This window comes from Vreelandella sp. V005 (assembly GCF_052645115.1).
Window position 1 is genome coordinate 328,119 of the sequence record NZ_JBQXYA010000001.1, and the last position, 25,232, is coordinate 353,350.

The window sequence follows — 25,232 nt, forward strand, 5'->3', positions numbered from 1 at the left end:
TTTAATTACCTATTTCTAGCTTCTGAGGGGCTTTCGCCGTCAGTTTAAAATAAGAAAACGCTTTCCACAAAAAAGAAATCGAAAACGCCAAAATCATACCAATTGGTATAGCCCAGTAAGATATATAACTCACCGAAAAATAAACAAAACAAACAAAGGCAATGATAGCAAAAACGCTAGACATTATGATTGGTCGGTCATGACCTTGAGCGTAAAGACCATATTGAGGCACAAATCCGGCAACAAAAACAACAACCGTCAATAGTGTTAAATAAAACAACCCCTTGTTTTCCATGTAGGAATCCTTGCCAATAAAACTCAGCACAACATCAATCATGAAAAACGCAAAAACAACAAACACCCCTACAATAATGGCTGTTTGCATTAAGAGTTTTTTCATATTTGAAAAGAAGAGAGGCATATCGCCATCATGGAAATTTTTAATTAAAACGGGGTATATAAAAACAAAGACGGAGGCATCTAGAAACGAAACTAGAGCATTACAGATGCTCACAAAAAAAACGTAGGCGCCTAATACTTCTAAATTCGCATAGTACTCTAAAAAAAAACGATCAAGCGTAAAAATACCCCTAGTTGACAATGAGGCCAGAAGGAATGGTAAAGCTACGATAATGCCAGACCCAATCCACTTCCAGTTAACCTTAGCACTCCACCCGCCTAGTTGCATTCTATATATGATTACTATCGATATAAAGCAAGCTAAACTAGCCCCTATCGTCCATGCAAGGAACACAGCTTCTAGCGACCTATAAGTCGGGTAAAAAAACATAATGCCAGTAATTACAATACACCAAGCTCCAGATCTAAAAAACAGAACAAAGCTAGCGGCAACTTGCTTGGATGAAGCGACTAATAATCTATTGAACTCCTGTGAGAAATGCTCCAAAAAGAGAAGGATAAAAAACCAGACCATAAATTCGCCCGGCAAGTACCCGAGGCTAAAAATCAAAAGAAGCAGCGGCACAACCAAGCAGTATAGACATAGGATTAATAAAGCATGACTTTTTAAATACTCCCCCCAAATATTTCTATTCGTGGCAATAATCTCACGTGTACTAAAAATATAAAACTCTAAGCCCACCACATAAAGGGAATAACTTATAGCTGCAAACAACAAGCCATACATGCCTACTTGACTCGGCTCAAGATAATAAGCAAGTGTAAATATTAGTAAAAATTTACTGACCAAGGTTGCGCCGCGAAGCCCTACATTGACCAACCGTTTTAGAAAAGGACCCAAAACCACTACCTTATGTTATATAGCACACTTAAAACCTGAAATCTTGCCTATCAGCTAGGATTATAATGATTTGAGTATTATGATTAAAAAGACAGACTATACTCGTAGCTTCATGAGAGCTGTCAGACCATCAATATAAAAACATAAAGCTCTTTGCAATATGAACAACGTTATTTCCATTAAGTTTTTTTTACAACAATGCTAGCCTAGATCAACACTAGAGCGAAGCAACACAAATCAAGAAGCTTTTCCTGTTTTTTCTTTCTTAAGGCTTGCGCGAACAATACTGCCAAACTCAAAGATGAATACTCCGATGACAGCCAGCATGCCACCAAGCACTATAGCCAAAACCATAATTAAACTGCGACCAGTGCCAGCGGGTTCAAGGCTTTGAACCGCCACCTGCACAACCTCACCTTCGCTTAACTGAGTGAGATCTTGCTGTATACCGGCCAAGCGTTGCGTATAGTTCGCAATTAGTTCACCCGCTCTCTCACTGGTAGATTGTTCAACTGCTTCCAAGGCCCGCTCTGCATTCTCTAACTGCTGCTCAAGGCTGGCACGGTGTTTTTCAACACGCTCTTGCTGCCCTGCCATCATACGAGCCAGCAATGCATCATGCATCTGGGTGACCAATTCATTATTGTCCGCACTCGCCTCGGAGCCCAAGCGAATAAGCAAAGTGTCGCTGGGACTGGCTGCTGCCACTTCGAAGGGTAGGCTCTCCAATCCTGCCGACTCTCTTAGTTTACGCGTTTCCGGTCCAAGATAGAGGTTGTTAGCCTTGGCCAACACGGAAGCTGGTGCTTCCAGGGCACGTCCGGGCGCCTCCTCTGCCACCTGATATATTGAGACGTATTCATAGGCGCGCTCTGTTAGCAACACATAGGCCAGTGCACCGAGCACAACGACCAGAAAGACTAGCACCATGGTTTTCCAGCGCCTGACCATTATTTTAGCGAGATCGACTAGGGAAATTTCATCATTTGAAGGAGAGTGCTGCGGCTCATAAGGAGAAGACTGATTCATGCTATTTCGCCAGTAAAGGATAATCAAAATAAAGGCACGCTACCGCCCAGGGATATTCCGGACGCCTTCCCATGCCCTTTTTAGGTATATGCCTCATGCTTCAATTTAGCGAATATGCTAATTATTTGTGCATGCTGCAATTGTAAACTAATCGATATGATACATTTTCTTAATGATAGGCACCACGTGAACAAGCGCCAGGCTCGTTGGTACCGTGAGTGAAATTTGGTAGATAGGGTGGTTTCCCAACAAGCTGGCCTTATCAAAGCTCTTGCGAGTTCCCATTTCGGAGAATGAGCTTAGTGGCTCAGGCGTTTGCGCAGCAGCTGTAGTGCGCTTCTAAATCGCACCGGCTTCTTAAAAACCGCTGCTATTAAACACAGAATAGCCACGATTGCCCTAGTTCCAGGTGTACAGACCTTTCAGGCACGCTACCGCCCAGGGATTATTCCGGACATTTCCCTTGCCCTACTCTTATTTAACTTTGGCTTACCAGCGGCAGCGTTTAGCGTTCGGTCACAGCGAATTTCATATAATGCGCTTTGACCCCACGGTAAACGATACCCACGAGTTACCTCCTACTAACACACGGAGCACATGAATCGCCATGCCTCCTTGCCAGCGTAAAATGCGCCCAATGGTACCTTATCCAGTGTGAGGGGGGCGAGCCTTTCTGCGCCTCTGCCTAGTAGGGAGAACAGGGTTATGCTTCTCTACACCTGCGTGATTTAGCGAATACGGCATGGCAAGCTCAAAGCAGATGGAGCTGCCCATTTCGTATTTGCACAAGCCATAACAGACAAAGCCGCCGAAGAGGGTAATCTTCGGCGGCTTTGTCGAACGCCGGGCTAGCTATTTACAAGAAGTGTTGCTTATTTATAAACCGGCAAACGCGCACAAACCTCAGCCACTTTATCCAGCACCTGGGCTTCGATCGCGCTGGTGTCTTCCCCTTTGGCCAGCACGTCGAGAATGTCGCAGATCCAGCCAGCCAGTTGGGTACACTCTTCTTCACCGAAACCGCGTGTGGTGACCGCCGGGGTGCCGATGCGCAGGCCAGAGGTGACGAACGGGCTTTGCGGGTCGTTCGGTACGGCGTTCTTGTTCACGGTGATGTGGGCACGGCCCAGCGCCGCATCGGCGTCTTTACCGGTCACGCCTTGCTTGATCAGCGAGAGCAGGAAGAGGTGGTCTTCGGTGCCGCCAGAGACGATGTCGTAACCGCGGTCGATAAACACCTTGGCCATTGCCTGGGCATTTTTCACTACCTGCTGCTGGTAGGTTTTGAACTCGGGCGACATGGCTTCTTTGAAGCACACTGCTTTGGCCGCGATCACGTGCATCAACGGGCCGCCCTGGCCGCCAGGGAATACGGCGGATTGCAGTTTTTTCTCGATATCGGCGTCGTTTTCAGCTGAAAGAATCACACCACTCCGCGGGCCGCGCAGGGTTTTGTGCGTAGTAGAGGTGACGACGTGGGCATGGGGCAATGGGCTTGGGTAAACACCCGCCGCGACCAGGCCTGAGACGTGGGCCATATCGACCAGTAAGTAAGCGCCTACTTCGTCAGCGATCTCACGGAACTTCGCCCAATCGACGATTTGTGAATAGGCAGAGAAGCCGGCAATGATCATTTTCGGCTTGTGCTCGCGGGCAAGCTGGGCCACTTGGTCGTAATCGATCAGCTCTTGGTCATTGAGGCCGTACTGGATGGCATTGTAGTGCTTGCCCGAAAAGCTCGGCTTGGCGCCGTGGGTCAGGTGACCACCGGCATCCAGGCTCATGCCTAGAATGGTGTCGCCTGGCTTAACCAGTGCCTGGAAAACGGCGCTGTTGGCTTGCGAGCCGGAGTGCGGCTGAACGTTTACGTAGGTAGCGCTGAACAGTTCTTTGGCGTAATCGATCGCCAGGTTTTCAGCGATATCGACGAATTCACAGCCGCCGTAGTAACGCTTACCGGGGTAGCCTTCAGCGTATTTATTAGTCAGCTGGCTGCCCTGGGCTTCCAGTACGCGGGGGCTGGCGTAGTTTTCAGAAGCAATCAGTTCGATGTGGGCTTCCTGGCGCGCCACTTCTTTCTGCATGGCATCAAACAGCACATCATCGAATCCGGCAATTGTCATATCACGGCTGAACATCGGCGGGAACCTCGTAACGAGAAAGGATCATCATGGAAGAAGCGAGGGAACTATCATAACGCAGCCTGCCACTACTTTCATCGCATCCGCGTCAGGTCGTGCATGAGTCTGTTTCATGTTGCGTTGGTCATGAAATACTGACCGAACGGACAATCATCACGATAGACAAAAGGTCATTCGCGAGCGGCCCGCTTGCATTTTCCTTCGCTCTGAAAAATACTGTATATTCATACAACATTTTTAAGAGTCAGGATACCGACAATGCCGGGCCAGTCTTTTCACTTTACCCCCGCTTTGCCGTTAAGCGACCAGCCGTTGCCGCATTTAACTTTTTTGGGCCGCGCTGGTTTTAGCGGTTTTCCTTCGCCTGCGCAGGATTACGAGCCGTGCACGCTAGATCTCAATACGCGGCTGGTTAAACACCCTACCCAGACGTTTTATGTCACCGCTACCGGCGACAGTATGGAGGGCTGTGGGATTTTTGAGGGCGATCTTCTCGTTGTGGACCGGGGGATTGAGCCGCGGCTGGGGCATATTCTGGTCGCGATGCTGGAAGGCGAAGTGCTGATTAAACGTTACTCGCTTTACCAGGGCACCCCGCACCTATGCTCGACTCACCCGCACTACCCGCCCCTGCCCCTTGAAGGCAGCGACTGCAAACTGTGGGGCGTGGTGCGCGCGGTGATACACGAGTACGTACGATGATTGGCCTGGTCGATGCCAACAACTTTTATGTCAGCTGTGAGCGAGTGTTTCAGCCCAAGCTGGAAGGCCGCCCGGTGGGCGTGATGTCGAATAATGATGGTTGCGTCATCGCGCGTTCCGCCGAGTTGAAGGCGCTGGATATTCCCATGGGAACGCCCGCCTTCAAACTGGAAGGGCTGCGCCAGCGTGGCGAGATACACCTGCTCTCGTCTAACTATGAGCTGTATGGCGATATGTCTTCGCGGTTAGCGCAGCTACTGCGTGACGCCTGCCCAGAGGTCGCGCCTTACTCTATCGATGAAATGTTCATCTATTTAGACGATTTTACCCCGCAGCAGTGTGAGGCGCTGGGGAAGCAGTTGCGCCAACGTATTCGCCGCCACCTGGGCCTGCCGGTCTGTGTTGGGTTGGCCCCATCCCATACGCTGGCCAAGCTGGCCAATCACCTGGCCAAGCAAGACCCCCGCTACGAAGGCGTTTGCCTATTGCAAGGGCAGGGCCACACCACCGAGGCGCTGTTAAAACACACGCCGGTGAGCAGTGTGTGGGGCGTCGGGCGTCGGCTGGCCGAGCGATTGGCCATTGGTGGTGTCAACACTGCCTGGGATTTGCGTGAAAGCGATGAAAAATGGCTGCGTAAGCGCTTCTCGGTGGTGCTGGCCCGCACGGCGCTTGAGTTGCGCGGCACTCCCTGCCTGGAAATGAACGCGCTGGAACAACCGCGCCAGCGCATTATGACCTCGCGCTCGTTCGGCCAAATGACGGGCGCTTTTACAGAAGTGCATAACGCACTGCGCCGCCACGCCCAGCGTAGCGCTGAAAAACTGCGCGAACAGCGCAGCCTGGCACGCGCGGTAATGATATTTCTTAAGACCAACCGCCATCGCCGTGACCAACCGCAATATTTTCCGCAGGCGCTGATACCACTGCACTCGCCCAGCGACGATACGCGTGTGATTCTCGATGCCGTACGCCAGGGGCTTGAGCAGATTCACCGTCCCCGCTTCCGGTTTATGAAGGCTGGCGTGATGCTGCTCGATTTGGTCGATGCCGAACAGCACCAGCTTTCGCTGCTGCATCCCCCGGCCCGTGATCGGCATCCGTTTTTGATGGCCACGGTCGATCAAATCAACCAGCAGATGGGGCAAGGCACCATTAGCTTTGGCATGACCGATGCATCCGCTGCCTGGCAGCTACGCTGCGCTCACCGCTCCAACCGCTTTACCACACGCTGGGATGAACTGATGAAAGTGGGCACTCACCCCGGCGCAGTAGCCGCCGCCGAGGCGAAGGAAAAAGAGAAGGCAAAGCAGCGCGAGCAACAATCCCTAGCCAGTGCGAAGCGCAGAGCGCAGCCGCGGGCTTAGGCTTTCCCCTAGCACTGCCATCACCACCAGAATCGCCAGCAGCCACGGCCAGTGGGCGGCAAACGAGACCTGATAGATACCCAGGGCATCGACGAAAATCACCACGATGCCGAGCGGGCTAACATAGCGCACCATGGCCAGCCACAGCGCATACGGCAGCGGTGAGAGCCCCAACTCTTCGCGAAAGGTGTCACTCTTCAATATAAAGCCCGCCAACACCACCATGCCCAGGCCGCCCAGCGGCATCATCCAACGCGAAGTCAGGTAATCCAGCCAGTCGAAAAAGGTTTTGTCTGCCAGAGTCCACTCCGCGCCCAGGTTGAAGGACAGCATCGCCAGGGTGCTGATCAACCACAGCACGATACCGGTGCCCCACGCGGCCGCCGGGCGCGAAAGGCCTTTGTTATCGCACAGCCAGGAAACCGTGGCTTCGACCATGGAAATCGCTGAGGTCAGCGCGGCCATGGAGAGCATCAAGAAGAACAAAATACCGAACAGCGTGCCCAGCGGCATTGCCTGGAACGCTAGCGGCAGGCTCATGAAGATCAAGCCTGGGCCTTGGCCGGGGTTCATCCCGTTGGCAAAAATAACCGGGAAGATCGCCAACCCCGCCATCAAGGCCACGACCGTATCCGCCACGGCAACGCTGACGGTGGTGCGACCAATGGATGCCTCTTTGGGTAAATAGCTGCCGTAGGTAAGAATCGCCCCCGAGGCCAGCGAGAGGGTAAAGAAGGCGTGCCCCAGCGCGGCCAATAGGCCTTCGCTGGAAAGGCTGCCCGCGTTGAAGGAGAACAGAAAGTTAACCGCCGCGCCAAAACCGCCGGAAAACAGGCCAAAGCCAATCAGCACCACCAGCATGATCACCAAGCCCGGCATCATCCAGCTAACGCTCTTCTCGATGCCCTTCTGCACGCCTTTGCCCACGATCAGCATGGTGAGCAGCGTGACCAAGGTACTCCAAAAACCGAGCGTGAGCGGATTGGCGTTATTGGCGCCAAACACCGCCGCCATGTCGTCAACGCTGCTGCCGGAGAGGCCACCGGTCAGCATTTTCCATAGATAGGCGAACGACCAGCCCGCCACGACGACGTAAAAAGACAGCACCATAAAGCCGCAGAGCATGGCCATCCAGCCGATCAACGACCACACCGAAGAGCGCCCTGATTCATTGACCACGCGGCGCAGGGCGTCCACCGGGCTGCCCCGGCCACGGCGGCCAAAGGCGATTTCCGTCATCATCACCGGCACGCCCACGGCAAAAATACAGGCCAGATACACCAGCACAAAGGCACCGCCGCCGAATTCGCCAGTGATATAGGGGAATTTCCAGATGTTGCCCAGCCCCACCGCCGAGCCGGTGGCCGCCAACATGAACCCCCAGCGGCCTAGCCACTGAGTGCGAGGTTGCCCAGAAGAGGTCATTGCCCGTATCCCGTCAGAAAAAAGGCACTCATCCTAAAGGATTTCGTGGGCAATGCCCACTCGGTCTAAGCGCCCCCTAGGGTCTAAGCATAAACCGCCGCTTTGGCGGCAGCGTCCAGCCGTTGGGCGGTTTGATCTACACGGCGTAAACAGGCCAGCAGGATGGCGCCGAGCGTCACAAACCCACCGGCCAGCCAAAGCCCGACGCCGTAATGGCCAGAGGCTTCGGCCAGCATACCGGTGAGCGCCGGGGCGCAGATTTGCGCGGCCCCGTAGGCCAGCGTCATCTGCCCCATTAACCGCGCGGGGCTTGAGGGGTAGAGCCGCCCCGCCATGGTCAGCACCAGGCTCACGCAGCCCAAAAAGGTGCCGCCGTAGAGCACGGCGCTTAGCAGCACGATCGCCGCATTGGCTGTGATGGCGGGCAGCACGATGCCGACGACCTGAATGCCCATGGCAATGATCAGCGCGCCGAGGTAACCCACGCGGCGGGCCACCAGATCCCATAGCATGACCGCAGGGGCCGCAGCTAAACCGGCCAGCGCAAAGGTCCAGTTGCCCATCCCCGCCAGCAGCGGCTCACGCTCGACAATCGCGACAAGAAAAGTAGCGCTGATCACATAGCCGTAACCGGCGCAAAAATAGGCAGCCAGCATCCAGCGCATAAAGGTACGCGTAGGCGGCATCTCCGCTTGAGTATTCGCCGTGTTCGCCCCCACCACCGGTTTTTCCGGACGCGGCAACCAGCGCCAGGCAGGCACGAGCAGCACGGCTCCCAGCAGGCTAAAGCCCCACCACTGGGTCTGCCAGCTAAACGATAGCTGCAGCATCATCTCCACCGCGACCGCCGCGACAATCATGCCTAAGCCCACCCCGGCAAAATGGATACCCAACTCGCCGCGCTGGCGATGCTGAATCAGCCAGTGAAGAATCAGGCCAGAGGCCAGAAGCATGGAAGCGCTGCTGGAAAGGCCGGCCAGAAAACGCAGCCCCGCCCACAGCCAGAAGTGTTCGGTAAGCGCCATGCCGGCGGTGGTGAGCACCGCTAGCACTAGCCCGCAGCGAAACAGGGTGTCTTTGATGTAGACACTGCGAATAGAGGCCGCCAACACCGCCCCCAGCATATAGCCTGCGTAGTTGAGCGCCGCTAGCCAGCCACCGTCGGCGTCGCCCATCCAGGTTTGTTGCTGCATGACCGGCAGCAGCGGTGTATAGGCGAAACGCGCGATACCCACACACAATATCTGGCTGAAAACGCCCGCCAATAGCACTCTAAAGCGCTGGGAACCTAGCGTTGCTGCGGTCATCGGGCTGCTCCTTAAACACTACTATTATTATATTAGCTAGCGCTATATTGATTAGCGCGCATACAACTTCATGTAATAGTAAGGTGTTTTGAGCAGCGCGTCATGACCCCCTAGGTCGGGGGTCTTGGCTTGAGCGGTCGGGCTAGAGAGTTACCTCCAGGCTTAGTAGTAGAAACGACAGCGTTTTGCCGTGGCCATCCAGGTTGAGCGCGCCGTTAACGCCGCCTTGCAGTACATCATCGATCACGAAGTTCATGCCTGCCAAATTAGGGAGCGGGTAACGCCGCACCCGGCTGGCGCCGCGGTGGGAGAAGAGCGCCAGAACACGCTCCTCGGTTACCTGCTCCAGCAAGATGGCGTAGTGATCCGCGTCATAGGCAAACAGCGCCACGTTGAGGCGCTCGCCTTTATCCCCCGCGCGGGCGTGGGCCAGTTGATGCAGGGAAACCGACGTGAGCGAACGCGCTGCGGTTGGGGTGTGTTCAGCTTGCTGCATAGCGCTCGCTCCTAGGGGTATGCTGGGCCGACGGTTCAAATAGCGTGGCGTGGGCGTGAATATCGCTGCGCTTTACTAGGTACGAGGCGGTAAACACCCGCCGCTGAAACTGGCGACGCACCCCGCCACCCCCCGCTGGCCCAGCACAATAAAGCGCCAAAAGCTCTTGCGTGGCACGTGCCACCCAGCGCCGTTCGCTGTGCTCGGCCGCCAGCCGCAGCCGGTAATCACCGCAGGTAGAAGGCGCGGCGCTGCGCTGTAGCTCGCCGCTATCGCTATCGAAGACGCTGGCCAAGCCGATGATATCCAAGCGGGTTCGCAGCTCGGCGGGCGCACGAAATACCAGCCGCTCGCGTAGTACCTGGGCGGCCAGTTGGGCTCTTGCCAGCGCGTTAGGCCCGGCGTAGGAAATTTCCGCCTCGCCCTGCCAGCCACCCTCGTAGCACACGGTGGTTTTTAGCCGTTCAGGCGCGGGCTTGCCGCGAATGCCAGTCACCGCCACGCGATTAGGCGCCAGTTGGCGTACTTCCGCATGGGTGAGATCCACGGTGACATCCGGCGTCAGGTAATTGGCGGGGTCGTGGACTTCATAGAGCAGCTGCTCTTTCACCGTTTGCTCAGTAACGCAGCCGCCGGTATTGGCGGGCTTGGTGATGATCAGGCTGCCATCCTGTTCGACTTCAATGATCGGATAGCCGACGGTGGCGAGGCCAGGCACGTCTTTAAAACCAGGATCAGCAAAGTAGCCGCCGCTCACCTGGGCGCCGCACTCGGCCAGGTGACCGGCCATCATGCCGCAAGCGAGGCGGTCCCAATCATCCCAACGCCAATCGAAGTGGTGTACCAGCGGGGCTAAAAACAGCGCCGGATCGGCTACCCGCCCGGTAACCACCACATCGGCCTGCATGGCTAACGCTTCGGCAAGTGCCTTGGCGCCCAAATAGACATTGGCGGAAATCAAGGCGTCATCGCTGGGCATTTCCAGCCGTTCGGCTTCCCATCGCTGTAGATCCAGGCTGTGCAGTTGCTGACGGATATCATCGCCATGCACCTGGGCAATGCGCACATCGGCACGGCCCAGTTGGGCGGCCAAGTCATTAATTACCTGACAAGCGCCACTGGGGTTCGCGGCACCAAAGTTGCCTAGAATTTTAATGCCGTGATCCAGACAGTCGCGCAGCACCGGTGCCAGCAGTTCGTCTAGCAGCGGTTCAAACCCGCTTTCGGGATCTTCACGCATCGCCCGGTGGGCAGCGGCCAATGTGCGTTCGCCCAGGGTTTCAAATACCAGCGCGGCGGGTTGCTGTCGTTTGATCAGCTCTGCCACCACGGCCACGGCCGCATCGGTACGGTCACCGGAGAAGCCCGCGCCACTGCCGAGTAAGAAGCTCATCAGTGTGTCTCCTTGGCCTGAAGGGTAGGTTTGTTGCCGTCAGCAGCTACCGGCTCGTTATCCAGCAGCGAACGACGGCGTATAAACAGCCCAATGATCAGGGCGAGTGCTGCCAGCGTGGTGAGCCAGCCGGGCGTTAGTGCAAGCCCAATCACCGCAATCAGCGCCAGCACATCGACGACGCGCTTGCCTGTCATGGCGACACGCGACATTAGCGCAGCAAATGCCACGACAAACACGACGCCCTGGCAACTGGCCAAGACGATCTCCAGGGCAGAGCCAAAGCCCGCCAGCGCTGGGTAGATCAACAGCAGGAAAGGAATGACATAGATAGCCGCCGCCAAGCGTACCGATTCAACCGCCGCAGGCAGCCAGTTGGTGTCGGCGATGCCCGAGGCCACGAACACCGCAATGCAGACCGGCGGGGTAATCACCGAAAGTGTGGCGAAGTAGAAAACGAACAGATGAGCAATCAGCGGCTCGACACCGATGGTGGTGAGCGCTGGCGCCAGCACCGATGCCACCAGAACATACGCTGCCGTGGTCGGAATTCCCATGCCCAAAATCAGGCACACACCGCCAACGATAAAGGCCACCAGGAACAGCGACTCGCCGCCGACCGTGACGATCAAGCTGGCCAGCGTCACACCGATGCCGGTCATACCGATCATCGCCACCAGGATCTGCGCGCCGGCCAGCAGCACGCCAATAATCACCATCCCCTTGCCAGCATCGACCAGGCCCGCCACCAGCTTGCCGAGAATCTCGCGCAGGGGCATTTTGGCCATCAGCGCAAAAGGCACGAACGTCAGCACGGTCATCAGGATGCCGTAGAACGCCGACATCTGAATCGAACGGCCGCTCAGCACGCCGTAAAAGAGCCCGCCCAACGCGGCCAGAATAGGAATAATACGTTCGGGGCGGATCACGTCTGCCCAACTGGGCAGCTCGTCATCGGGCACCACCTGTAGCTGACGGCGTTTGGCCACTAGGTGGATGGTGACAAATACGCCCAGGTAGAAAAGGATCGCTGGCAGCAAGGCCGCCAAGGCGATACGCAGGTAACTTTCACCGAGAATTTCCGCCATGATAAAGGCCGCCGCACCTAAGATCGGCGGCGCGATTTGTCCACCGGTCGAGGCCACCGCCTCTACCCCCGCCGCGAACGGGCGTGGGTAGTTCAAGCGTTTCATCATGGGAATGGTGAAATTGCCGGTGGTGGCGACATTGGCCACCGCGCTACCGCTGACCATGCCAAACAGCCCAGAAGCGACCGTGGCCACTTTGGCCGCACCACCTGGCGAGCGGCCGCTAATACGCAGCGCCAGATCCATAAAGGTATTACCGCCTCCGGTGTGCAGGAGTAAACAGCCGAACAGCACGAAAGCGGCAATGGTCGTGGCGGCAACGCCGACCAGCATGCCCCACACGCCTAGATCGCCTAGGTAGATGGTTTCGGTCATGTAGTAGAGGTCAAACCCCCGGTGGCCGAGCGGCCCGGGGATGGCCGCGCCGAACCACGCGTAAGCTAATCCCGCTAACACCAGCAGGGGGAAAATAGCCCCAATGGCGCGGCGCGAAAGCTCCAAAATCGCCACTAGCAGTACGCCGGTCAGCAGCATATCGCGGGGCGTTGCCCAGGGGAGTTCGACCAGAATTTGTTCGTGGTTAAGCGCCACGTAGCCGCAGGCGCCTACCACACCGACTGCCAGTACGACATCGATAACGATACCCAGCGGGCGCCAGCGCTTACCGCGACCCAATGGATAGACGGCAAGCCCCAGCAGGATGACCAGCGCGAGAAAGATACTCCGCTGAATCAAGCTCTCGAACGGCCCAGTGGCGGAGGTATAAAGGATTAGCCCGCCCAACAGCAGCGCCAAGCCTTTGGTGACTGTCTCACGCATGATCATCTTCTCCCAATGGCCTTACTGAACGGGCTGCAAGGCATCGGGGATGTCGTACCCCTGCTCTTCGAAATAGCGCGCCGCACCGGCATGAAGTGGCACGGTGCCTACTTCCAAGGTCATCTTCGCCATATCGGCATCCTTCATCGCGGCAAAGGCGTTGACCTGCGGTTCTGGGTTTTCCATCACGGCTTTAACGATTTGGTAGGCGGTCTCTTCATCCATATCCGGATGCGCATGAACGGCAACGCCGAAGGCCCAGGTGGTATAAGCGGGGATACCGTCGGCTGCCCCCTCAGGCACATCGACAATCGCCACATCGGGCATTTCGCTACGCAGCGTGTCGGCCTGCGCTTCATCGAGAGAAAGCACGCTGATGGGAGTAAACGTCGCGATATCCATGGAGGAGCCATCCAGACGCTCGCCGACTCCTGATTTCACCGAGCCCATCACCCGGCCATCCTTCATGGCGTCGACCATGTCGGTGGTGGAACCACGCACGTAATCCGGCTCGATGCCGAGGGTACGCATGACCGCTTCGGTGGTTTTCTCAGTGGCTGACCCGGTGATACCGGGATTGAAACGCACCCCATCCAGGTCGGCGAAAGTGTCTACGTTGGCATCCTGGCGCATTACGGCGTTTTGCGGTGCCACGGTATAGACCCATAGCAGGCGGTTATCGACCGGGCGGCCTTCAAAATCTTCCTCACCGGCATAGGCGTGATAACCGGTATTGGTGGTCACCAACCCCATATCGATCTGGTCGCGCCCTAAACGGCGCAGGTTATCCACGGTGGCACCGGTTTCGGCCACCGAAGAACTGACGCCTTCGACCTGGTTGTTGATGATCTGATTCACCGCGACAAAATAACTGTAGTGGCTGGAGGAGCTTGAGGTAGAACCAATCAGCAGGCGCTCATCGGCATGGGAAGTGGCAGCAGCCAGCACCGCGGCGCTTGCCACCATGGCGGTAAGTAGCGTTTTCATTGTCTCTCCGGAGCTCGCTGTACGAGCCGTTGTTATTGTAGAACGAGGTGTTGTAAATACAGTTTTTGTAAAAACGGTTATTGTGAAACTGGTTGTTGTAGAACATCACCGCGATGCACGAATCGCGATAAACCCAGCATGGTCCGCAGGTTTCATTTTGTATATTGAATAGTTTTTAATTTGTGTTTTACTTTATAAATGAACCCAAGCATCCAGCAGTTGCGTGTTTTTGTTGCCGTCGCACACTCCCGCAGCCTTGCGGAGGCCAGCGAGCGCGTGCACCTTTCCCAACCGGCGATTTCGATTGCACTGCGCAAGCTGGAAGAGAGCGTAGGCGGTGCGCTATTTGCCCGCACATCACGCCAACTGGCCTTGACCCCGGAAGGCGACGCATTTCTGCCGGTTGCCGTGCGGCTATTGAATGACTGGAACGAAGCCTTTGAGGATCTCAACGATCAGTTTTCCAAACAGCGCGGCAAAGTAACCGTGGCGGCGCTGCCGACGCTGGCAGCAGGGTTATTCCCCCGAGTGATTAAGCTTTTTCATGAAGCCTACCCGAGAATTAATTTAAGCCTGCACGATGTGCTGGCCGAGCAGATCAATCAAATGGTGCGGGAAGGCCGCGCCGACTTGGGGCTTTCAGTGCCGCCAAGCGACGCTGACGACCTCACCTTTGAACCCGTGCTTGAAGATAGCTATGTGGCGGTTTGCCCGTGTGGGCACCCGCTGTTGGCGCAATCGGCCGTGGCGTGGAGCCAACTGGCCGCCTATCCCTTTATTGGTATCAACCGGCTTTCCAGTTCACGCCAGGATATTGACCACATCATGCAGAGTGTGGGGAAGCGGCTGGATATTCTGTGCGATGCGCGCCAGATCGCCACCGTTGGCCGCATGGTGGCGGCGGGCTTAGGCATTAGCGTGCTGCCCTCGCTTAGCTTTCGCCAAATCGCTACCGATGGCATCGAGCACCGCCCGCTTGTCGAACCGACTATCCGTCGGGAGTTAGGCATTATATTAAGTCGACGCCACCCCCCTTCCGCCGCCACCAGCGCCCTGCGCCAGTTGATTCGAGAACACGCATAGGTCTTTTTATGAATAAACGATTTCCGCTCGGCTTTCTCTACAAGCGAGCAAGGAATCTGGCAGACTAGAAGCGACGAACATCCACCTTACTAAGTGAGCGATATTGATGAGCGATACTTCAAAACCCTGGACACAACCCATGCCCGACGCACAGTTCAAACTGATGCGGGATATTCTTGCTGCCCCAAGCCCAGTGGGCCTTGAAGCGGCGATGACCTACGGCGTGCTGAAGCCCCATTTTGAGAGCTTTGCGCCTAAAAGCTGGCACCTTCACCAGTTCAAGGGCAACGCAGGGGTTGTGCTAGACACTCACCCCGGCCGCGACGATATGTTCAAGGTCATGCTGATCGGCCATGCGGACAAAATCCGTATGCAAGTGCGCTCGATTGGCGAAGACGGCAAGATCTGGATCAACACCGATTCCTTCCTGCCGTCGGTGCTGATCGGCCACGAAGTGAAGCTGTTCAGCGAAGACCCGGACGCCCCCGGCAGCTACCGCTGCATTGAAGGCGGCACAGTAGAAGCACTGGGCGCGATCCACTTTTCTGACCCCGGCCAGCGCGATGGCAGCAAAGGGATCAAGAAAGAGCAGATCTACCTGGATTTGCAGATTCACGGTGAGAACAAGAAGCAGCAGGTGTTGAACCTGGGCGTACGCCCGGGCGATTCGATTATTTTTGACCGCCCTATTCGCCCCGGCTTTAGCCCCAATACCTTTTATGGTGCTTACCTCGATAACGGCCTGGGCTGCTTCGTGGCCGCCGAAGTGGCGCGCCTGATCGCTGAGGCGGGCGGGACGAAAAAAGTACGCGTGCTATTTGCCATTGCCAGCTACGAAGAAATTGGCCGCTTTGGTAGTCGCGTCATGGCGGGAGAAATGAAACCGGACGCGCTGATCGGCGTTGACGTGAACCACGACTACGTAGGCGCGCCGGGTATCGGCGACAAACGCATGCAGCCGCTGGAAATGGGTAAAGGCTTTACCATGGCGGTGGGCTCGATCGCCAGCGAACAGCTCAACCGGATTATCGCGACGGCCGCTAAGGCGCAGGATATTCCGCTGCAGCGCGATATTGTCGGCGTCGATACGGGTACTGACGGTATGGCGGGCGTATTGGCCTCTATCGACAGTGCCGCCACCTCGATCGGCTTCCCTATCCGCAACATGCACACTATTTCGGAAACCGGCCATACCCAGGATGTGCTGGCGGCTATTCACGCCCTCACCCATACCCTGCAAGCCATGGATAAACTGCCCGATTTAGAGCGTGAGTTTCTGGATAACCACCCGCGCCTTGACCAAGCGAGCCCGCTTCCCCACCAGGGCAGCAGCAAGCCTGACAGTGACAAGCTGGAAAGCGAGGGTGATAACGGTAAAGAGAGCAAGGCAAGCAGCGCCAGTGCCTCTGTCGCCAGCAGTAAAGTCAAGAAAAAATCGAAAAAATAAAACACACGTATAAAAGAAAGCCCCAGCCATTCCTTGGCCGGGGCTTTATCAAACCTTCCTTGATATCTTCACAAACGTCCTGTTTGTGCTTCCCTGAGAGCGTTTAGCCGTCCTGGCGTTGCCTTCCCTGACTCCACTTCCTTATGGTATATGCCTACAATGAACCGGATAGCGCTGTGTTTATCTATCCTAGGTTATTAAATCAAAAAAATATTGCTTAAATATTAAATGAGCCTTGTTGCGTCGATTTTATCCGCGTTTTTAAGACATTTCATATGGCGAACAGACCCATCGGCACTTATACTTAAACTGTATCAGCAACGGTACTGATCAACACGGAAGTTACCACGCCTGAACTAATATTACTCTTAAGGGAAGGAGGTCAGCGTGCGCGATATAATAATCAGTAATAGAGTCAATGGTTTGGATGTCATCTGTCGCCATTGCGGCAATGCAGAGTCACCCAAAACAACGTTTTTTAACCGTTTCCGCTTAGAGGGGACGGGTAAAAACACAGCCACAGTGCGCTGCCTAAACTGCCAAACAGCGGTTGAAGTACCTTTGAATGAACTAAGCGCACTCTACTACCACCATGCTTGTTAATAAACGGACTGGGTAATGGTCAGGCCTGCTAATGGCAAAGAAGAGAGTAGATGACAAACGCATTTACTCTTTTTTACTTAACAAGTAATTTATAATTAATTAAAAAATTCATCACTTCGTCATTAGTTTGTCACTTTTTTAATGACAAAAAAACGGCCATTCCTTGGCCGGTTTTTCATTAAGTCATCCTTAACCTACTTTCACAAACAGTCCTTTTCGTGTATCCCTATGTGAAACAAGCCTTCCTAGCTTGCTTTTCCTTATAACGAGTTCCTTTCGCTGCGTGCACAGTGCGCTTTCTTGCCAAGAGATTATCTAACCTGTGTTATGGAATCGAAAATAAATTGATTTTAAAAGGTTTTTTCCCGCTTTTGAACCAACAACCTCCAAACCGGCAGGATACAAACGCTCTGCACTCCCCCTCGGCCACACGTGTTTGTGCCAATACTAGCAGCATAAAAAAATGATGGCAGCACTCAAATAGCGATATTGCAGAGTTAAAAAAAACAAACAAGCGCATAAAAAACCCCAGCCATTCCCTGGCTAGGGTTTTATCGCCGCATCTTGCTTACTCACAAACTTCCTGTTTGCGCTTCCATGAAATATAAAGCCATCCTAGCTTTTTCTTCCTTGGCAACACCTCCCTGTGCTTAAGCGTATAGTGCCTCTTTTAACGAACACCTTAACTAACCTAGGTTAGTAAAAACGCAAATAATTTTTAGGCTCGGTTAAACCGTAGAGAAGCGATGACAGATATAATCAAACCAGCTTAACCAAATATTTATTTAAACAATAACTTACCCATGGTGACAAAATAATTAGCGTTTGCTCAACAATCAATTTAACAACAGAGGCATTAAATAAAACATACGATTGTCTTATTTTTGGCTTCATACAAAAAATAAAGCCCAGCCATTCACTGGCTGGGCTTTATTGGGCCTTCCTTAACCGCACATCACAAATATCCTATTTGTGCATCCTTGGGCTACTCAAGCAATCCTTGCCTGATCTTCCTTTACGCGAACTCCCTTCGCTGTATGGAAATAGTGCGCTTTATAGCGATACGTTTATCTAACCTGTGTTAGTTAACTGTAAAAAATATTATTAAACGCTTGTTTGACATTAAAAGAAGCTACTTGCCAATCTTTAGAACAAGCACATACAATCATGCATGTTTGCTAAATCTTTCTTACAGTGAGTGCGATCATGACCTTAAAACAGTGGTGGCCAGCCGCCGTGCTTAGCCTGGCAATAGCCCCGCAAGCCTGGGCACAGTGGGAAGGTAGTCTCGGCGCTGGTGTCCTGTATGCGCCCGATTACCTGGGCAGTGATGATTACGATACCCAGCTTTGGCCCTCTATCAACCTAAACTACGGCGATACGCTTTCGATTAGCCCACGCAGTGGTATGGAGTGGCACGCTATTCGCAGCGGCGACTGGACCATATCGCCCTTTATTGGCTATACCTTTGGGCGTGATAACCAAGGGGATATTGCGACATTCGAGGAAGTTGACGGCGGCGCCACGCTCGGGTTGCGCGTCGCGCTGGAGCAAGGGCAGTGGCAATACAGCCTAGCGGGAAGTACGCCGGTATCAGGAGATGTGGAAGGCGCTGAGTTCGAGGCCTCTGCCGCTTGGCGCTTACCCCTTAGTGAGCGAGCGTTCTTCACCTTTAGCCCCAGCGTGGGTTATGCGGACGAAGAGTGGACTGAATCAATGTTCTCGGTTTCCAACAGCGACAGCCTGCGTAGCGGCATTGCGCCCTATAACCCGGATGGCGGTTCCTGGCGTTTAGGTGTCAGTAGCAGCCTCACCTACGCGCTAACGCCTCAATGGTCAGCTACCGGCTTTGTGGGCACTGGTTATCTTACCGACAATGCATCAGACAGCCCCATCGTTGATGATCTAGGCAGCGATTGGCAAACCGTGACAGGCGTGTCACTCAACTATAATTTCTAAATTTTTCTAAATACACCAAGGATGGTGCAGCGTTGCAGACATCTCAAAAGCGCTCCCTCAAGGGGGCGCTTTTGCGTTTAAGAAGGGAATGATTGGTTATTTTTTTACGACGACCTCGCCAGCCACGCCATTAACGTTTCAGCCGTTTGCGCGGAAGATGGCGGGTTTTGCCCGGTAATCAACGGCCCATCTTCACGCACGTAGGGGGTGAAATCCTCCGCCTTGGTGTAAAGTCCACCGCATTCCTGCAGTGCGTCTTCAACCAGGTGCGGCACGACGTTTGTCAAACCCACCGCCTCTTCTTCGCCGTTGGTAAAGCCCGTGACTTGGCGACCTTTGACCAGGGGTTCACCGTCGCTGCTCTTGGCATTCACCAGTACAATCGGCGCATGGCACACGCTCGCCACCGGCTTGCCTTGGGCAATAAAGGTTTCGATCAGGCGAATAGAATCCGCATCGTCGACAAGGTCCCACAACGGGCCGTGGCCACCGGGGTAGAACACCGCATCAAAGTCATCGGCCTTCATGTCGCGCAAACGGTGGGTCGCAGCAAGCTCCGCGTTGGCATGTTCATCTTGCTTGAAGCGGCGCGTTTCATCGGTCTGGCTGTCTTCAGCGTCACTGGTGGGGTCGAGCGGCGCCTGACCGCCCTTGGGCGATGCCAGCGTGACTTCTGCGCCCGCGTCTTTAAAGACATAATAAGGGGCAGCTAGCTCTTCGAGCCAAAAACCGGTTTTATTGCCGGTATCGCCCAACTGATCGTGAGACGTCAGTACCACTAAAATGCGCTTGCTCATATCTTTCTCCTGGCGGTGGAAAATGAGGCAATTAAAATGCGTTACGGTTAATAAGTGGGGGCCTGGAGGGCGGAATACAAGGAGAAACCATCAGTGAGCATTGAAGCGCGGGACTTTTACCGCAACGGGCCTGACCACCGCCAGGGGCAAGCCAGTAGTTTTGCCTTGATTCGGCGCCAGTTCGATTTTCGCTCTATTGAGATTGGCCGCTGGGTCACCAGTGCCGAGCGCGACCGTGCTGCAGAGCTTTTTCATGATGCGCTGTGTGACCTCATGTTGATTCTACAGGGGCCAGAGGCGCTGATTTCGCTGCGTGGTTCAATAGCACTGCAATACGGCAGCGGTGGTCGGCCTGGCGTTTCTGCCCACTATGACCCCAGCCAACGCAGCTTTGCGCTGGCTAAAAACGCTGGGCCCGGCAGTATTGCCCATGAATGGTTTCATGCGTTTGATCACTACATCGCCAGTAAATGTTTTCGCGGCACACCAGTCAGCATGTTCGCCTCTACCGCCTGGCTCGCCGATGCAACGCCTATTCCCCACCCGCTGAATCAACGGCTGATGAATTGCTACAAGGCCGTACTGCTTCAGCCAGCGGGCGACCAGCCTAGTGACCTGTTTCAAAAATCGGTGCAGATGGATAAAAGGCTTGGCCAACTCTATTACAGTAAACCCGAAGAGCTCTGTGCCCGCGCCTTTGAAGCATTCGTGCAGGATGCAGCCATTACTAATCATTTTCTGGTCAAAGGCACCAAGGCCTCTCCTGAAGCGGGAAAAGGCTTGTACCCACAGGGTGCTCAGCGAGAGCGAATCAATGCCGCGTTTAACGACTATTTTGGCGGGCTGGGGAAAGCATTACGCAGCCTGGATTAAGCATGACGGCGCTCGGTGATGTTTCGCGTCAGGGAGTCGTAAAGCCATTCCTGCTATGAGGTAAAAGCGATTGACCCATCATCGCCACGTGTGAAATGGTGCATTCCCGGCTAAACTGAAGTGATCCTCAAAACTCAAAGGAAGAGAAATATGCCCTCTACTACCACTATTGTCGTTATCGTTGTTGTTATCGTTGCCGTGCTTGGCATTGGTTTCAGTGGTGTACTGCCTTTTTAATAGCTTTCTTACAGTTAAAAAGTGCTGAAATTTTATATCACTTCACCCAGCCCCCACTGTAATAGTTAACAAATTTTAAAGATTTAAAAAAACTGGCCTCTTAGAGGCCAGCAACTAGCACTATATCGCTATATAACTATTAAAAGCAGTCTCTTAAGCAACAAAGAAAGTATGATATCGACCACTACTATTTAAAATAGATTTTTAAAAACAAAATATTACCCTATACTTCTTAACCACATTAAGTGGATAGCCTCGTAACAAGCAGACTAACTCCCTCACTTTACACTTAATAGTCGCAATTAAGCAGAGACACTGTCGCTGAGGGCTTCAATCCTGCCAACCATGGAGCCCAACATGCCTACTGCACTCCTCCCCCATACCTATCTGATGATACGTAAAATAGAGAGCACGTTTACTCTTACTACCGAGGAAAAGCGAGCACTTCAGGAACTGCCGGTTCAGACTCAAGACGTTAAGTCTAACCATGACATCGTTAAAATGGGCGACCAACCTAGTCAATGCTGCTTACTTTTGGAAGGTTTTTCATGTGTTTATAAGTTAACATTTGAAGGCAAACGGCAAATAATGGCGCTGCATATACCTGGCGATATGCCCGATCTGCAAAGCCTGCATCTTCAAGTCGTTGATATTAATATCGCCTCAATCAGCCCTTGCAAACTGGGCTTTATACAACATAAAGACTTACATTCTTTATTTGAACGCCACCCACGCCTTACTGCAGCCTTCTGGCATGAGACGCTGGTGGATGCTTCCATCTTCCGAGAGTGGCTATTGAATGTGGGCCAACGCGAAGGGTATTCGCGAATAGCGCACATTATTTGTGAACTGTTATTACGCCTTCGGGCGGTGGGCTTGGTGGAAGATGATTCATTTAGTATGCCCATTACCCAAGCAGAGCTGGCGGATGCGACGGGAATGACCCCTGTGCATGTCAATAGAGTGCTACAGGCGCTTCGTAACGACGGTTTAATCATTACTGACAAACGAAAGATCACCATCCCTAACTGGGAAAAATTGCAGGAGGTAGGCGAGTTTGACCCCCTTTATCTACATTTTGAGAAAGAATAATTTACTGCGCTAACGTTGGGTTGCTTGCTTTTACTTGGCGAACGGCAAATACGATCATTCATTCCAACAAAAGGTGCATGCGTACATGCACCTTGGGCTTTCTTCGTCGTTAGCTTATTAGCTATCGTCAGACGTGGTGTCTGTTTCAGTGTCGTTTTGGTCACCCGCTTCATTACCACTTTCTTCACTGCTAGCAGCGTTAGAGGGGGTTAAGTTATTTCCTCCTCTCGCGCTTTGCGCGTTTGACGAGCGCTGCTGGTTTCCGTTTTCATTGCTACCTAGCTGACCATCAGCGCTTTGTTGACGGACAGCGTCTTGCATGCCTTGTAAATAGCCCTGCCGATAACCGCGCATCAAGCCCTGCTCAAGGCCTTCCTGTTTACCTTCTAAATACCCTTGAAAGTAAATGTAGGAACCCCGCTCATTAGCTTGTGATTGGTCAGAATGACGGCCCTGCTGGCTCTGCTGGCGGCCCTGGTCGCTACCTGATTGATCAGACTGATAGCTTCTGCGGTAGTCGTCCTGGCGGTATTCATCGCTACGGTAGTCACGACGCTGGTCATCGCCCCAGCTTTGGTTACGCTGACGGTCTCTTTGATCGTCGTACTGGTGATAGCGGTCATTTTGATAGCGTTGGCTATCTTGATGATCGTTGGTTTGATAGCTTGTTTGATTATTTTCAGAACTGTCGTAGCGGTAGCTACCGTTACGATTATCATCTTGCTGGGCAAGCGCCATATTGGACGCAAGCGCCGTGGTGACGGCCGTTGCCAGGATCAATTTTTTAAACATCACATCCTCCAAGTATTTCTGTGATCGCGTCCTTCAGGACAGCCGATCGCTAGGCCATCGACTGTCCGGCTGACGTAAATGGTGAAACGGCTACGCTATTAATTGCGCCACTCGTCAGCGTTGCTGTTGCGATCCTGTTGGTAGCGGTCTTGTTGGTAACGATCATCTTGGCGATTCTGATCGCGCCAGCGGTTATCGTCGTTGTAGCGATCCTGCTGGTAGCGGTTTTGTTGGTTATGATCGCCCTGGCGGTTTTGGTCGCGCCACCGGCTGTCGTCGTTGTAGCGATCCTGCTGGTAGCGGTTTTGTTGGTTATGATCGCCCTGGCGATTTTGGTCGCGCCAGCGGTTGTCGTCACTGTAGCGATCCTGCTGATAGCGGTTTTGTTGGTTATAATCGCCCTGGCGGTTTTGATCGCGCCAACGGTTGTCGTCACTGTAGCGATCCTGCTGGTAGCGGTTTTGTTGGTTATAATCGCCCTGGCGGTTTTGGTCGCGCCAGCGGTTGTCTTCGCTGTAGCGATCCTGCTGATAGCGGTCATTCTGGCGATTTTGATCGCGCCATTGATTGTCCTGGTTGTAGCGATCCTGACTATAGCTATTCTGGTTCTGCGATTGATTGTCGTGCTCCCACTGCTGCGCCATGGCAGTGCTAGTGGTGGCCAACGCGGTGGAAATTGCTGCCGTGATAAGTAGCTTCTTGAACATGACCAACTCCTTTAGTCATCAAATGAAACTCAATCCTGACTATCAATTCATCCTAGCCAAGCCTTGCATCTATCAAGCTAGTTGGCCTCTTTTCGGATTCAAAGCTAAAAACAGACGTTATGGCGCAACAACCTGTTTATTAATTTATATTAACAACAAAAATTGGTTTTAAGCGCAGTGAAGTAACATTTGAAGATTAAGCTCGTTAAATAGCTTTTAAGTGTTAGGCCTCAATTTCATTCAAGAGTATTAATTGAAACGATAGTGAAAGGACTTAAAAAGCGGCAACAAAAAAAAGCCCGTTGATTTGATTAATCAACGGGCTTATAAGATTCTGTGGCGGAGGGGGAGGGATTCGAACCCTCGAAGCCTTGCGGCTTACACACTTTCCAGGCGTGCTCCTTCGACCACTCGGACACCCCTCCGCGTTTTGGCGCTGTTGAAAGACGATGCCTTTCGCGACAGAACGGCGCATATACTATGGGCTAAGCCTCGAAATAGCAAGCCTTTTCAGGTGCATCGCCCTAGGCTGGCAACACGGCGTAGTTGCCGCTGGCTTCCAAACAGAGTGTCTCGCCGCAATAGAGCTGATGGGTTAGCGCAATACGCCCTTTCCCTCGCTCTTCGAGCTTTTGCGCTAATTGAGAAACACCTTCAGGCGCGGCGGGCATGCATACCAAACGGTAGTCATCACTGACCGGTGCTAGAAAGCGCTGGGTGGCTTCGGCAACGACCACATCGCGGGAAAGGCCCTGCTCACGCAGCCATAGCGTTACCCAACACCAGCCCTGCAGCGTCGTTTGTGCCGATAGCGCGCCACCAAAACCGGTGCCTTTATCGTTAAGGTTCGGCGCCAGCGCTAACTGCCAGGTCAATTGATCACCCCGGCGCGACATTTCGCTAATGCCGAGCGCACTCACCATGGGAATGGCGTCACTCAGCCACTGCTGAAATGCGACCAGATCGTCTGGCTGGCCTTCTGGCAGCGGCAAACGTGGATGGGGAACGCCTGGCTTGCGAGGTAGGCTCATGGTTAGCTCCAATGCTCGACAAAGTCAGCAATGTTGTGTTGCGGCACTGGCTTGTGCCGCCCTCCCAGGTTGCCCAGGTAGATGAACGCGACGACCTCATCGTCTTCATCCAGGCTTAACCCTTTGCGAACCACCGAGTCGAAAGCGTACTTGCCGCTGCGCCACATCGCCCCTAAACCCAACGCGTGGGCGGCCAGAAGAATACCATGCGCCGCACAGCCAGCCGAGATCACCTGCTCCATTTTGGGCACTTTTTCGAGCTCCGGCGTGACCTTGGCGATGACGGCAATAATCATCGGCGCCCGCAGCGGCTTTTTACGCGCAGCATTGAGCGTTTCATCGCTAGCGCTTGGGTCTTCTTGGAATTCGGCCTCGGCAAATAACTCGCCCAGGCGCTCACGCCCTTCCCCACTGAACTCAATAAAGCGCCAGGGGCGTAGCTCTTTGTGGTCGGGCGCACGTAGCGCTGACTGGTAAATGGCGCTGAGCTGTTCGGCACTGGGAGCTGGTTCCATCAGCTTGCCCATCGAGCTGCGTTCGTGAAGAAGCGTGAGTGCATCCATCGGTAACTCCAAATCCAATCGTGTGAGGCTACG

General features: G+C 53.8%; 21 protein-coding genes and 1 tRNA gene. 7 read left to right on the forward strand and 15 right to left on the reverse strand.

All coding sequences use genetic code 11. The features are described from left to right. Position 1 precedes the first annotated feature (1 nt). The 3 genes from ACUN8H_RS01505 to glyA all read right to left on the reverse strand — a co-directional run bounded on the left by ACUN8H_RS01505 (position 2) and on the right by glyA (position 4,428). On the reverse strand, positions 2-1,261 hold the full coding sequence (locus tag ACUN8H_RS01505) for a hypothetical protein (protein WP_445530429.1): 1,260 nt from the start codon (positions 1,259-1,261) through the stop codon (positions 2-4). Between the two features lie 237 nt (positions 1,262-1,498). After that, positions 1,499-2,317, reverse strand: coding sequence for a Wzz/FepE/Etk N-terminal domain-containing protein (locus tag ACUN8H_RS01510; protein WP_445530430.1), 819 nt, complete (start codon positions 2,315-2,317; stop codon positions 1,499-1,501). Between the two features lie 845 nt (positions 2,318-3,162). After that, the gene (gene glyA, locus ACUN8H_RS01515; RefSeq protein ID WP_445530431.1) at positions 3,163-4,428 is read right to left on the reverse strand and encodes a serine hydroxymethyltransferase; all 1,266 of its coding nucleotides are present in this window, start codon (positions 4,426-4,428) and stop codon (positions 3,163-3,165) included. 261 nt (positions 4,429-4,689) lie between these two features. On the opposite strand from glyA, the gene ACUN8H_RS01520 reads away from it, so the two are divergent. Together ACUN8H_RS01520 and ACUN8H_RS01525 are read left to right on the forward strand one after the other, a co-directional pair. Further along, complete coding sequence (locus ACUN8H_RS01520) at positions 4,690-5,133, forward strand: LexA family protein (RefSeq protein WP_445530432.1); 444 nt, start codon at positions 4,690-4,692, stop codon at positions 5,131-5,133. Further along, a complete protein-coding gene (locus ACUN8H_RS01525; protein WP_445530433.1) occupies positions 5,130-6,500 on the forward strand; it encodes a Y-family DNA polymerase in 1,371 nt (456 codons plus the stop codon). Before ACUN8H_RS01520 ends, ACUN8H_RS01525 begins: the two co-directional genes overlap by 4 nt. Here the strand turns inward: ACUN8H_RS01525 and ACUN8H_RS01530 are convergent. From ACUN8H_RS01530 to ACUN8H_RS01555, 6 genes are all read right to left on the reverse strand, one after another. Next, a complete protein-coding gene (locus ACUN8H_RS01530; RefSeq protein ID WP_445530434.1) occupies positions 6,462-7,925 on the reverse strand; it encodes a sodium-dependent transporter in 1,464 nt (487 codons plus the stop codon). The genes ACUN8H_RS01525 and ACUN8H_RS01530 overlap by 39 nt on opposite strands. Positions 7,926-8,008: 83 nt before the next feature. Continuing rightward, positions 8,009-9,232, reverse strand: a complete 1,224-nt coding sequence (locus tag ACUN8H_RS01535; RefSeq protein WP_445530435.1) for a YbfB/YjiJ family MFS transporter — start codon at positions 9,230-9,232, stop codon at positions 8,009-8,011. Positions 9,233-9,374: 142 nt separating this feature from the next. Continuing rightward, positions 9,375-9,728 carry an AtuA-related protein gene (locus tag ACUN8H_RS01540; protein ID WP_445530436.1) on the reverse strand — a complete coding sequence of 118 codons (354 nt, stop codon included), beginning with the start codon at positions 9,726-9,728 and terminating at the stop codon, positions 9,375-9,377. Further along, positions 9,715-11,121, reverse strand: a complete 1,407-nt coding sequence (locus ACUN8H_RS01545) for an acyclic terpene utilization AtuA family protein (protein WP_445530437.1) — start codon at positions 11,119-11,121, stop codon at positions 9,715-9,717. Before ACUN8H_RS01545 ends, ACUN8H_RS01540 begins: the two co-directional genes overlap by 14 nt. Continuing rightward, positions 11,121-13,028, reverse strand: coding sequence for a TRAP transporter permease (locus ACUN8H_RS01550; RefSeq protein ID WP_445530438.1), 1,908 nt, complete (start codon positions 13,026-13,028; stop codon positions 11,121-11,123). The genes ACUN8H_RS01545 and ACUN8H_RS01550 overlap by 1 nt, the downstream gene beginning before the upstream one ends. A 21-nt stretch (positions 13,029-13,049) precedes the next feature. Then, positions 13,050-14,015: a TAXI family TRAP transporter solute-binding subunit gene (locus ACUN8H_RS01555; RefSeq protein WP_445530439.1), complete on the reverse strand. Its 966-nt coding sequence runs from the start codon at positions 14,013-14,015 to the stop codon at positions 13,050-13,052. 198 nt (positions 14,016-14,213) lie between these two features. On the opposite strand from ACUN8H_RS01555, the gene ACUN8H_RS01560 reads away from it, so the two are divergent. The 3 genes from ACUN8H_RS01560 (at position 14,214) to ACUN8H_RS01570 (ending at position 19,107) form a co-directional block, all read left to right on the forward strand. Then, entirely contained in the window at positions 14,214-15,098 is an 885-nt protein-coding gene (locus ACUN8H_RS01560) for a LysR substrate-binding domain-containing protein (protein ID WP_445530440.1), read from the forward strand. Between the two features lie 106 nt (positions 15,099-15,204). Next, positions 15,205-16,545 carry a M20/M25/M40 family metallo-hydrolase gene (locus ACUN8H_RS01565; protein ID WP_445530441.1) on the forward strand — a complete coding sequence of 447 codons (1,341 nt, stop codon included), beginning with the start codon at positions 15,205-15,207 and terminating at the stop codon, positions 16,543-16,545. 1,809 nt (positions 16,546-18,354) lie between these two features. Next, complete coding sequence (locus tag ACUN8H_RS01570; protein WP_445530442.1) at positions 18,355-19,107, forward strand: MipA/OmpV family protein; 753 nt, start codon at positions 18,355-18,357, stop codon at positions 19,105-19,107. A gap of 104 nt (positions 19,108-19,211) precedes the next feature. Here the strand turns inward: ACUN8H_RS01570 and ACUN8H_RS01575 are convergent, their stop codons facing one another. Then, positions 19,212-19,904 carry a type 1 glutamine amidotransferase domain-containing protein gene (locus tag ACUN8H_RS01575; protein WP_445530443.1) on the reverse strand — a complete coding sequence of 231 codons (693 nt, stop codon included), beginning with the start codon at positions 19,902-19,904 and terminating at the stop codon, positions 19,212-19,214. 93 nt (positions 19,905-19,997) lie between these two features. On the opposite strand from ACUN8H_RS01575, the gene ACUN8H_RS01580 reads away from it, so the two are divergent. Together ACUN8H_RS01580 and ACUN8H_RS01585 are read left to right on the forward strand one after the other, a co-directional pair. Further along, positions 19,998-20,777, forward strand: coding sequence for a CLCA_X family protein (locus ACUN8H_RS01580; protein ID WP_445530444.1), 780 nt, complete (start codon positions 19,998-20,000; stop codon positions 20,775-20,777). A gap of 594 nt (positions 20,778-21,371) precedes the next feature. Then, the gene (locus ACUN8H_RS01585; protein WP_445530445.1) at positions 21,372-22,106 is read left to right on the forward strand and encodes a Crp/Fnr family transcriptional regulator; all 735 of its coding nucleotides are present in this window, start codon (positions 21,372-21,374) and stop codon (positions 22,104-22,106) included. 117 nt (positions 22,107-22,223) lie between these two features. Here the strand turns inward: ACUN8H_RS01585 and ACUN8H_RS01590 are convergent, their stop codons facing one another. From ACUN8H_RS01590 to ACUN8H_RS01610, 5 genes are all read right to left on the reverse strand, one after another. Beyond that, the gene (locus ACUN8H_RS01590; protein WP_445530446.1) at positions 22,224-22,898 is read right to left on the reverse strand and encodes a hypothetical protein; all 675 of its coding nucleotides are present in this window, start codon (positions 22,896-22,898) and stop codon (positions 22,224-22,226) included. A 98-nt stretch (positions 22,899-22,996) separates the two neighbouring features. Then, complete coding sequence (locus tag ACUN8H_RS01595) at positions 22,997-23,605, reverse strand: hypothetical protein (protein ID WP_445530447.1); 609 nt, start codon at positions 23,603-23,605, stop codon at positions 22,997-22,999. A 337-nt stretch (positions 23,606-23,942) separates the two neighbouring features. Further along, positions 23,943-24,030 (reverse strand) — tRNA-Ser (locus ACUN8H_RS01600). Positions 24,031-24,129: 99 nt separating this feature from the next. Beyond that, positions 24,130-24,636 (reverse strand): YiiD C-terminal domain-containing protein, encoded by a 507-nt coding sequence (locus ACUN8H_RS01605; protein WP_445530448.1) that lies wholly within the window; start codon positions 24,634-24,636, stop codon positions 24,130-24,132. Positions 24,637-24,638: 2 nt separating this feature from the next. Then, complete coding sequence (locus tag ACUN8H_RS01610) at positions 24,639-25,199, reverse strand: nitroreductase family protein (RefSeq protein WP_445530449.1); 561 nt, start codon at positions 25,197-25,199, stop codon at positions 24,639-24,641. Between the last annotated feature and the right edge of the window lie 33 nt (positions 25,200-25,232).

Coding starts and splice junctions, on each gene's coding strand:
- ACUN8H_RS01530 (WP_445530434.1), bottom strand. CDS start 7,925: ATGACCTCTTCTGGGCAACCTCGCACTCAGTGGCTAGGCCGCTGGGGG.
- ACUN8H_RS01525 (WP_445530433.1), top strand. CDS start 5,130: ATGATTGGCCTGGTCGATGCCAACAACTTTTATGTCAGCTGTGAGCGA.
- ACUN8H_RS01610 (WP_445530449.1), bottom strand. CDS start 25,199: ATGGATGCACTCACGCTTCTTCACGAACGCAGCTCGATGGGCAAGCTG.
- ACUN8H_RS01590 (WP_445530446.1), bottom strand. CDS start 22,898: ATGTTTAAAAAATTGATCCTGGCAACGGCCGTCACCACGGCGCTTGCG.
- ACUN8H_RS01545 (WP_445530437.1), bottom strand. CDS start 11,121: ATGAGCTTCTTACTCGGCAGTGGCGCGGGCTTCTCCGGTGACCGTACC.
- ACUN8H_RS01550 (WP_445530438.1), bottom strand. CDS start 13,028: ATGCGTGAGACAGTCACCAAAGGCTTGGCGCTGCTGTTGGGCGGGCTA.
- glyA (WP_445530431.1), bottom strand. CDS start 4,428: ATGTTCAGCCGTGATATGACAATTGCCGGATTCGATGATGTGCTGTTT.
- ACUN8H_RS01585 (WP_445530445.1), top strand. CDS start 21,372: ATGCCTACTGCACTCCTCCCCCATACCTATCTGATGATACGTAAAATA.
- ACUN8H_RS01540 (WP_445530436.1), bottom strand. CDS start 9,728: ATGCAGCAAGCTGAACACACCCCAACCGCAGCGCGTTCGCTCACGTCG.
- ACUN8H_RS01570 (WP_445530442.1), top strand. CDS start 18,355: ATGACCTTAAAACAGTGGTGGCCAGCCGCCGTGCTTAGCCTGGCAATA.
- ACUN8H_RS01595 (WP_445530447.1), bottom strand. CDS start 23,605: ATGTTCAAGAAGCTACTTATCACGGCAGCAATTTCCACCGCGTTGGCC.
- ACUN8H_RS01520 (WP_445530432.1), top strand. CDS start 4,690: ATGCCGGGCCAGTCTTTTCACTTTACCCCCGCTTTGCCGTTAAGCGAC.
- ACUN8H_RS01565 (WP_445530441.1), top strand. CDS start 15,205: ATGAGCGATACTTCAAAACCCTGGACACAACCCATGCCCGACGCACAG.
- ACUN8H_RS01555 (WP_445530439.1), bottom strand. CDS start 14,015: ATGAAAACGCTACTTACCGCCATGGTGGCAAGCGCCGCGGTGCTGGCT.
- ACUN8H_RS01535 (WP_445530435.1), bottom strand. CDS start 9,232: ATGACCGCAGCAACGCTAGGTTCCCAGCGCTTTAGAGTGCTATTGGCG.
- ACUN8H_RS01560 (WP_445530440.1), top strand. CDS start 14,214: ATGAACCCAAGCATCCAGCAGTTGCGTGTTTTTGTTGCCGTCGCACAC.
- ACUN8H_RS01575 (WP_445530443.1), bottom strand. CDS start 19,904: ATGAGCAAGCGCATTTTAGTGGTACTGACGTCTCACGATCAGTTGGGC.
- ACUN8H_RS01605 (WP_445530448.1), bottom strand. CDS start 24,636: ATGAGCCTACCTCGCAAGCCAGGCGTTCCCCATCCACGTTTGCCGCTG.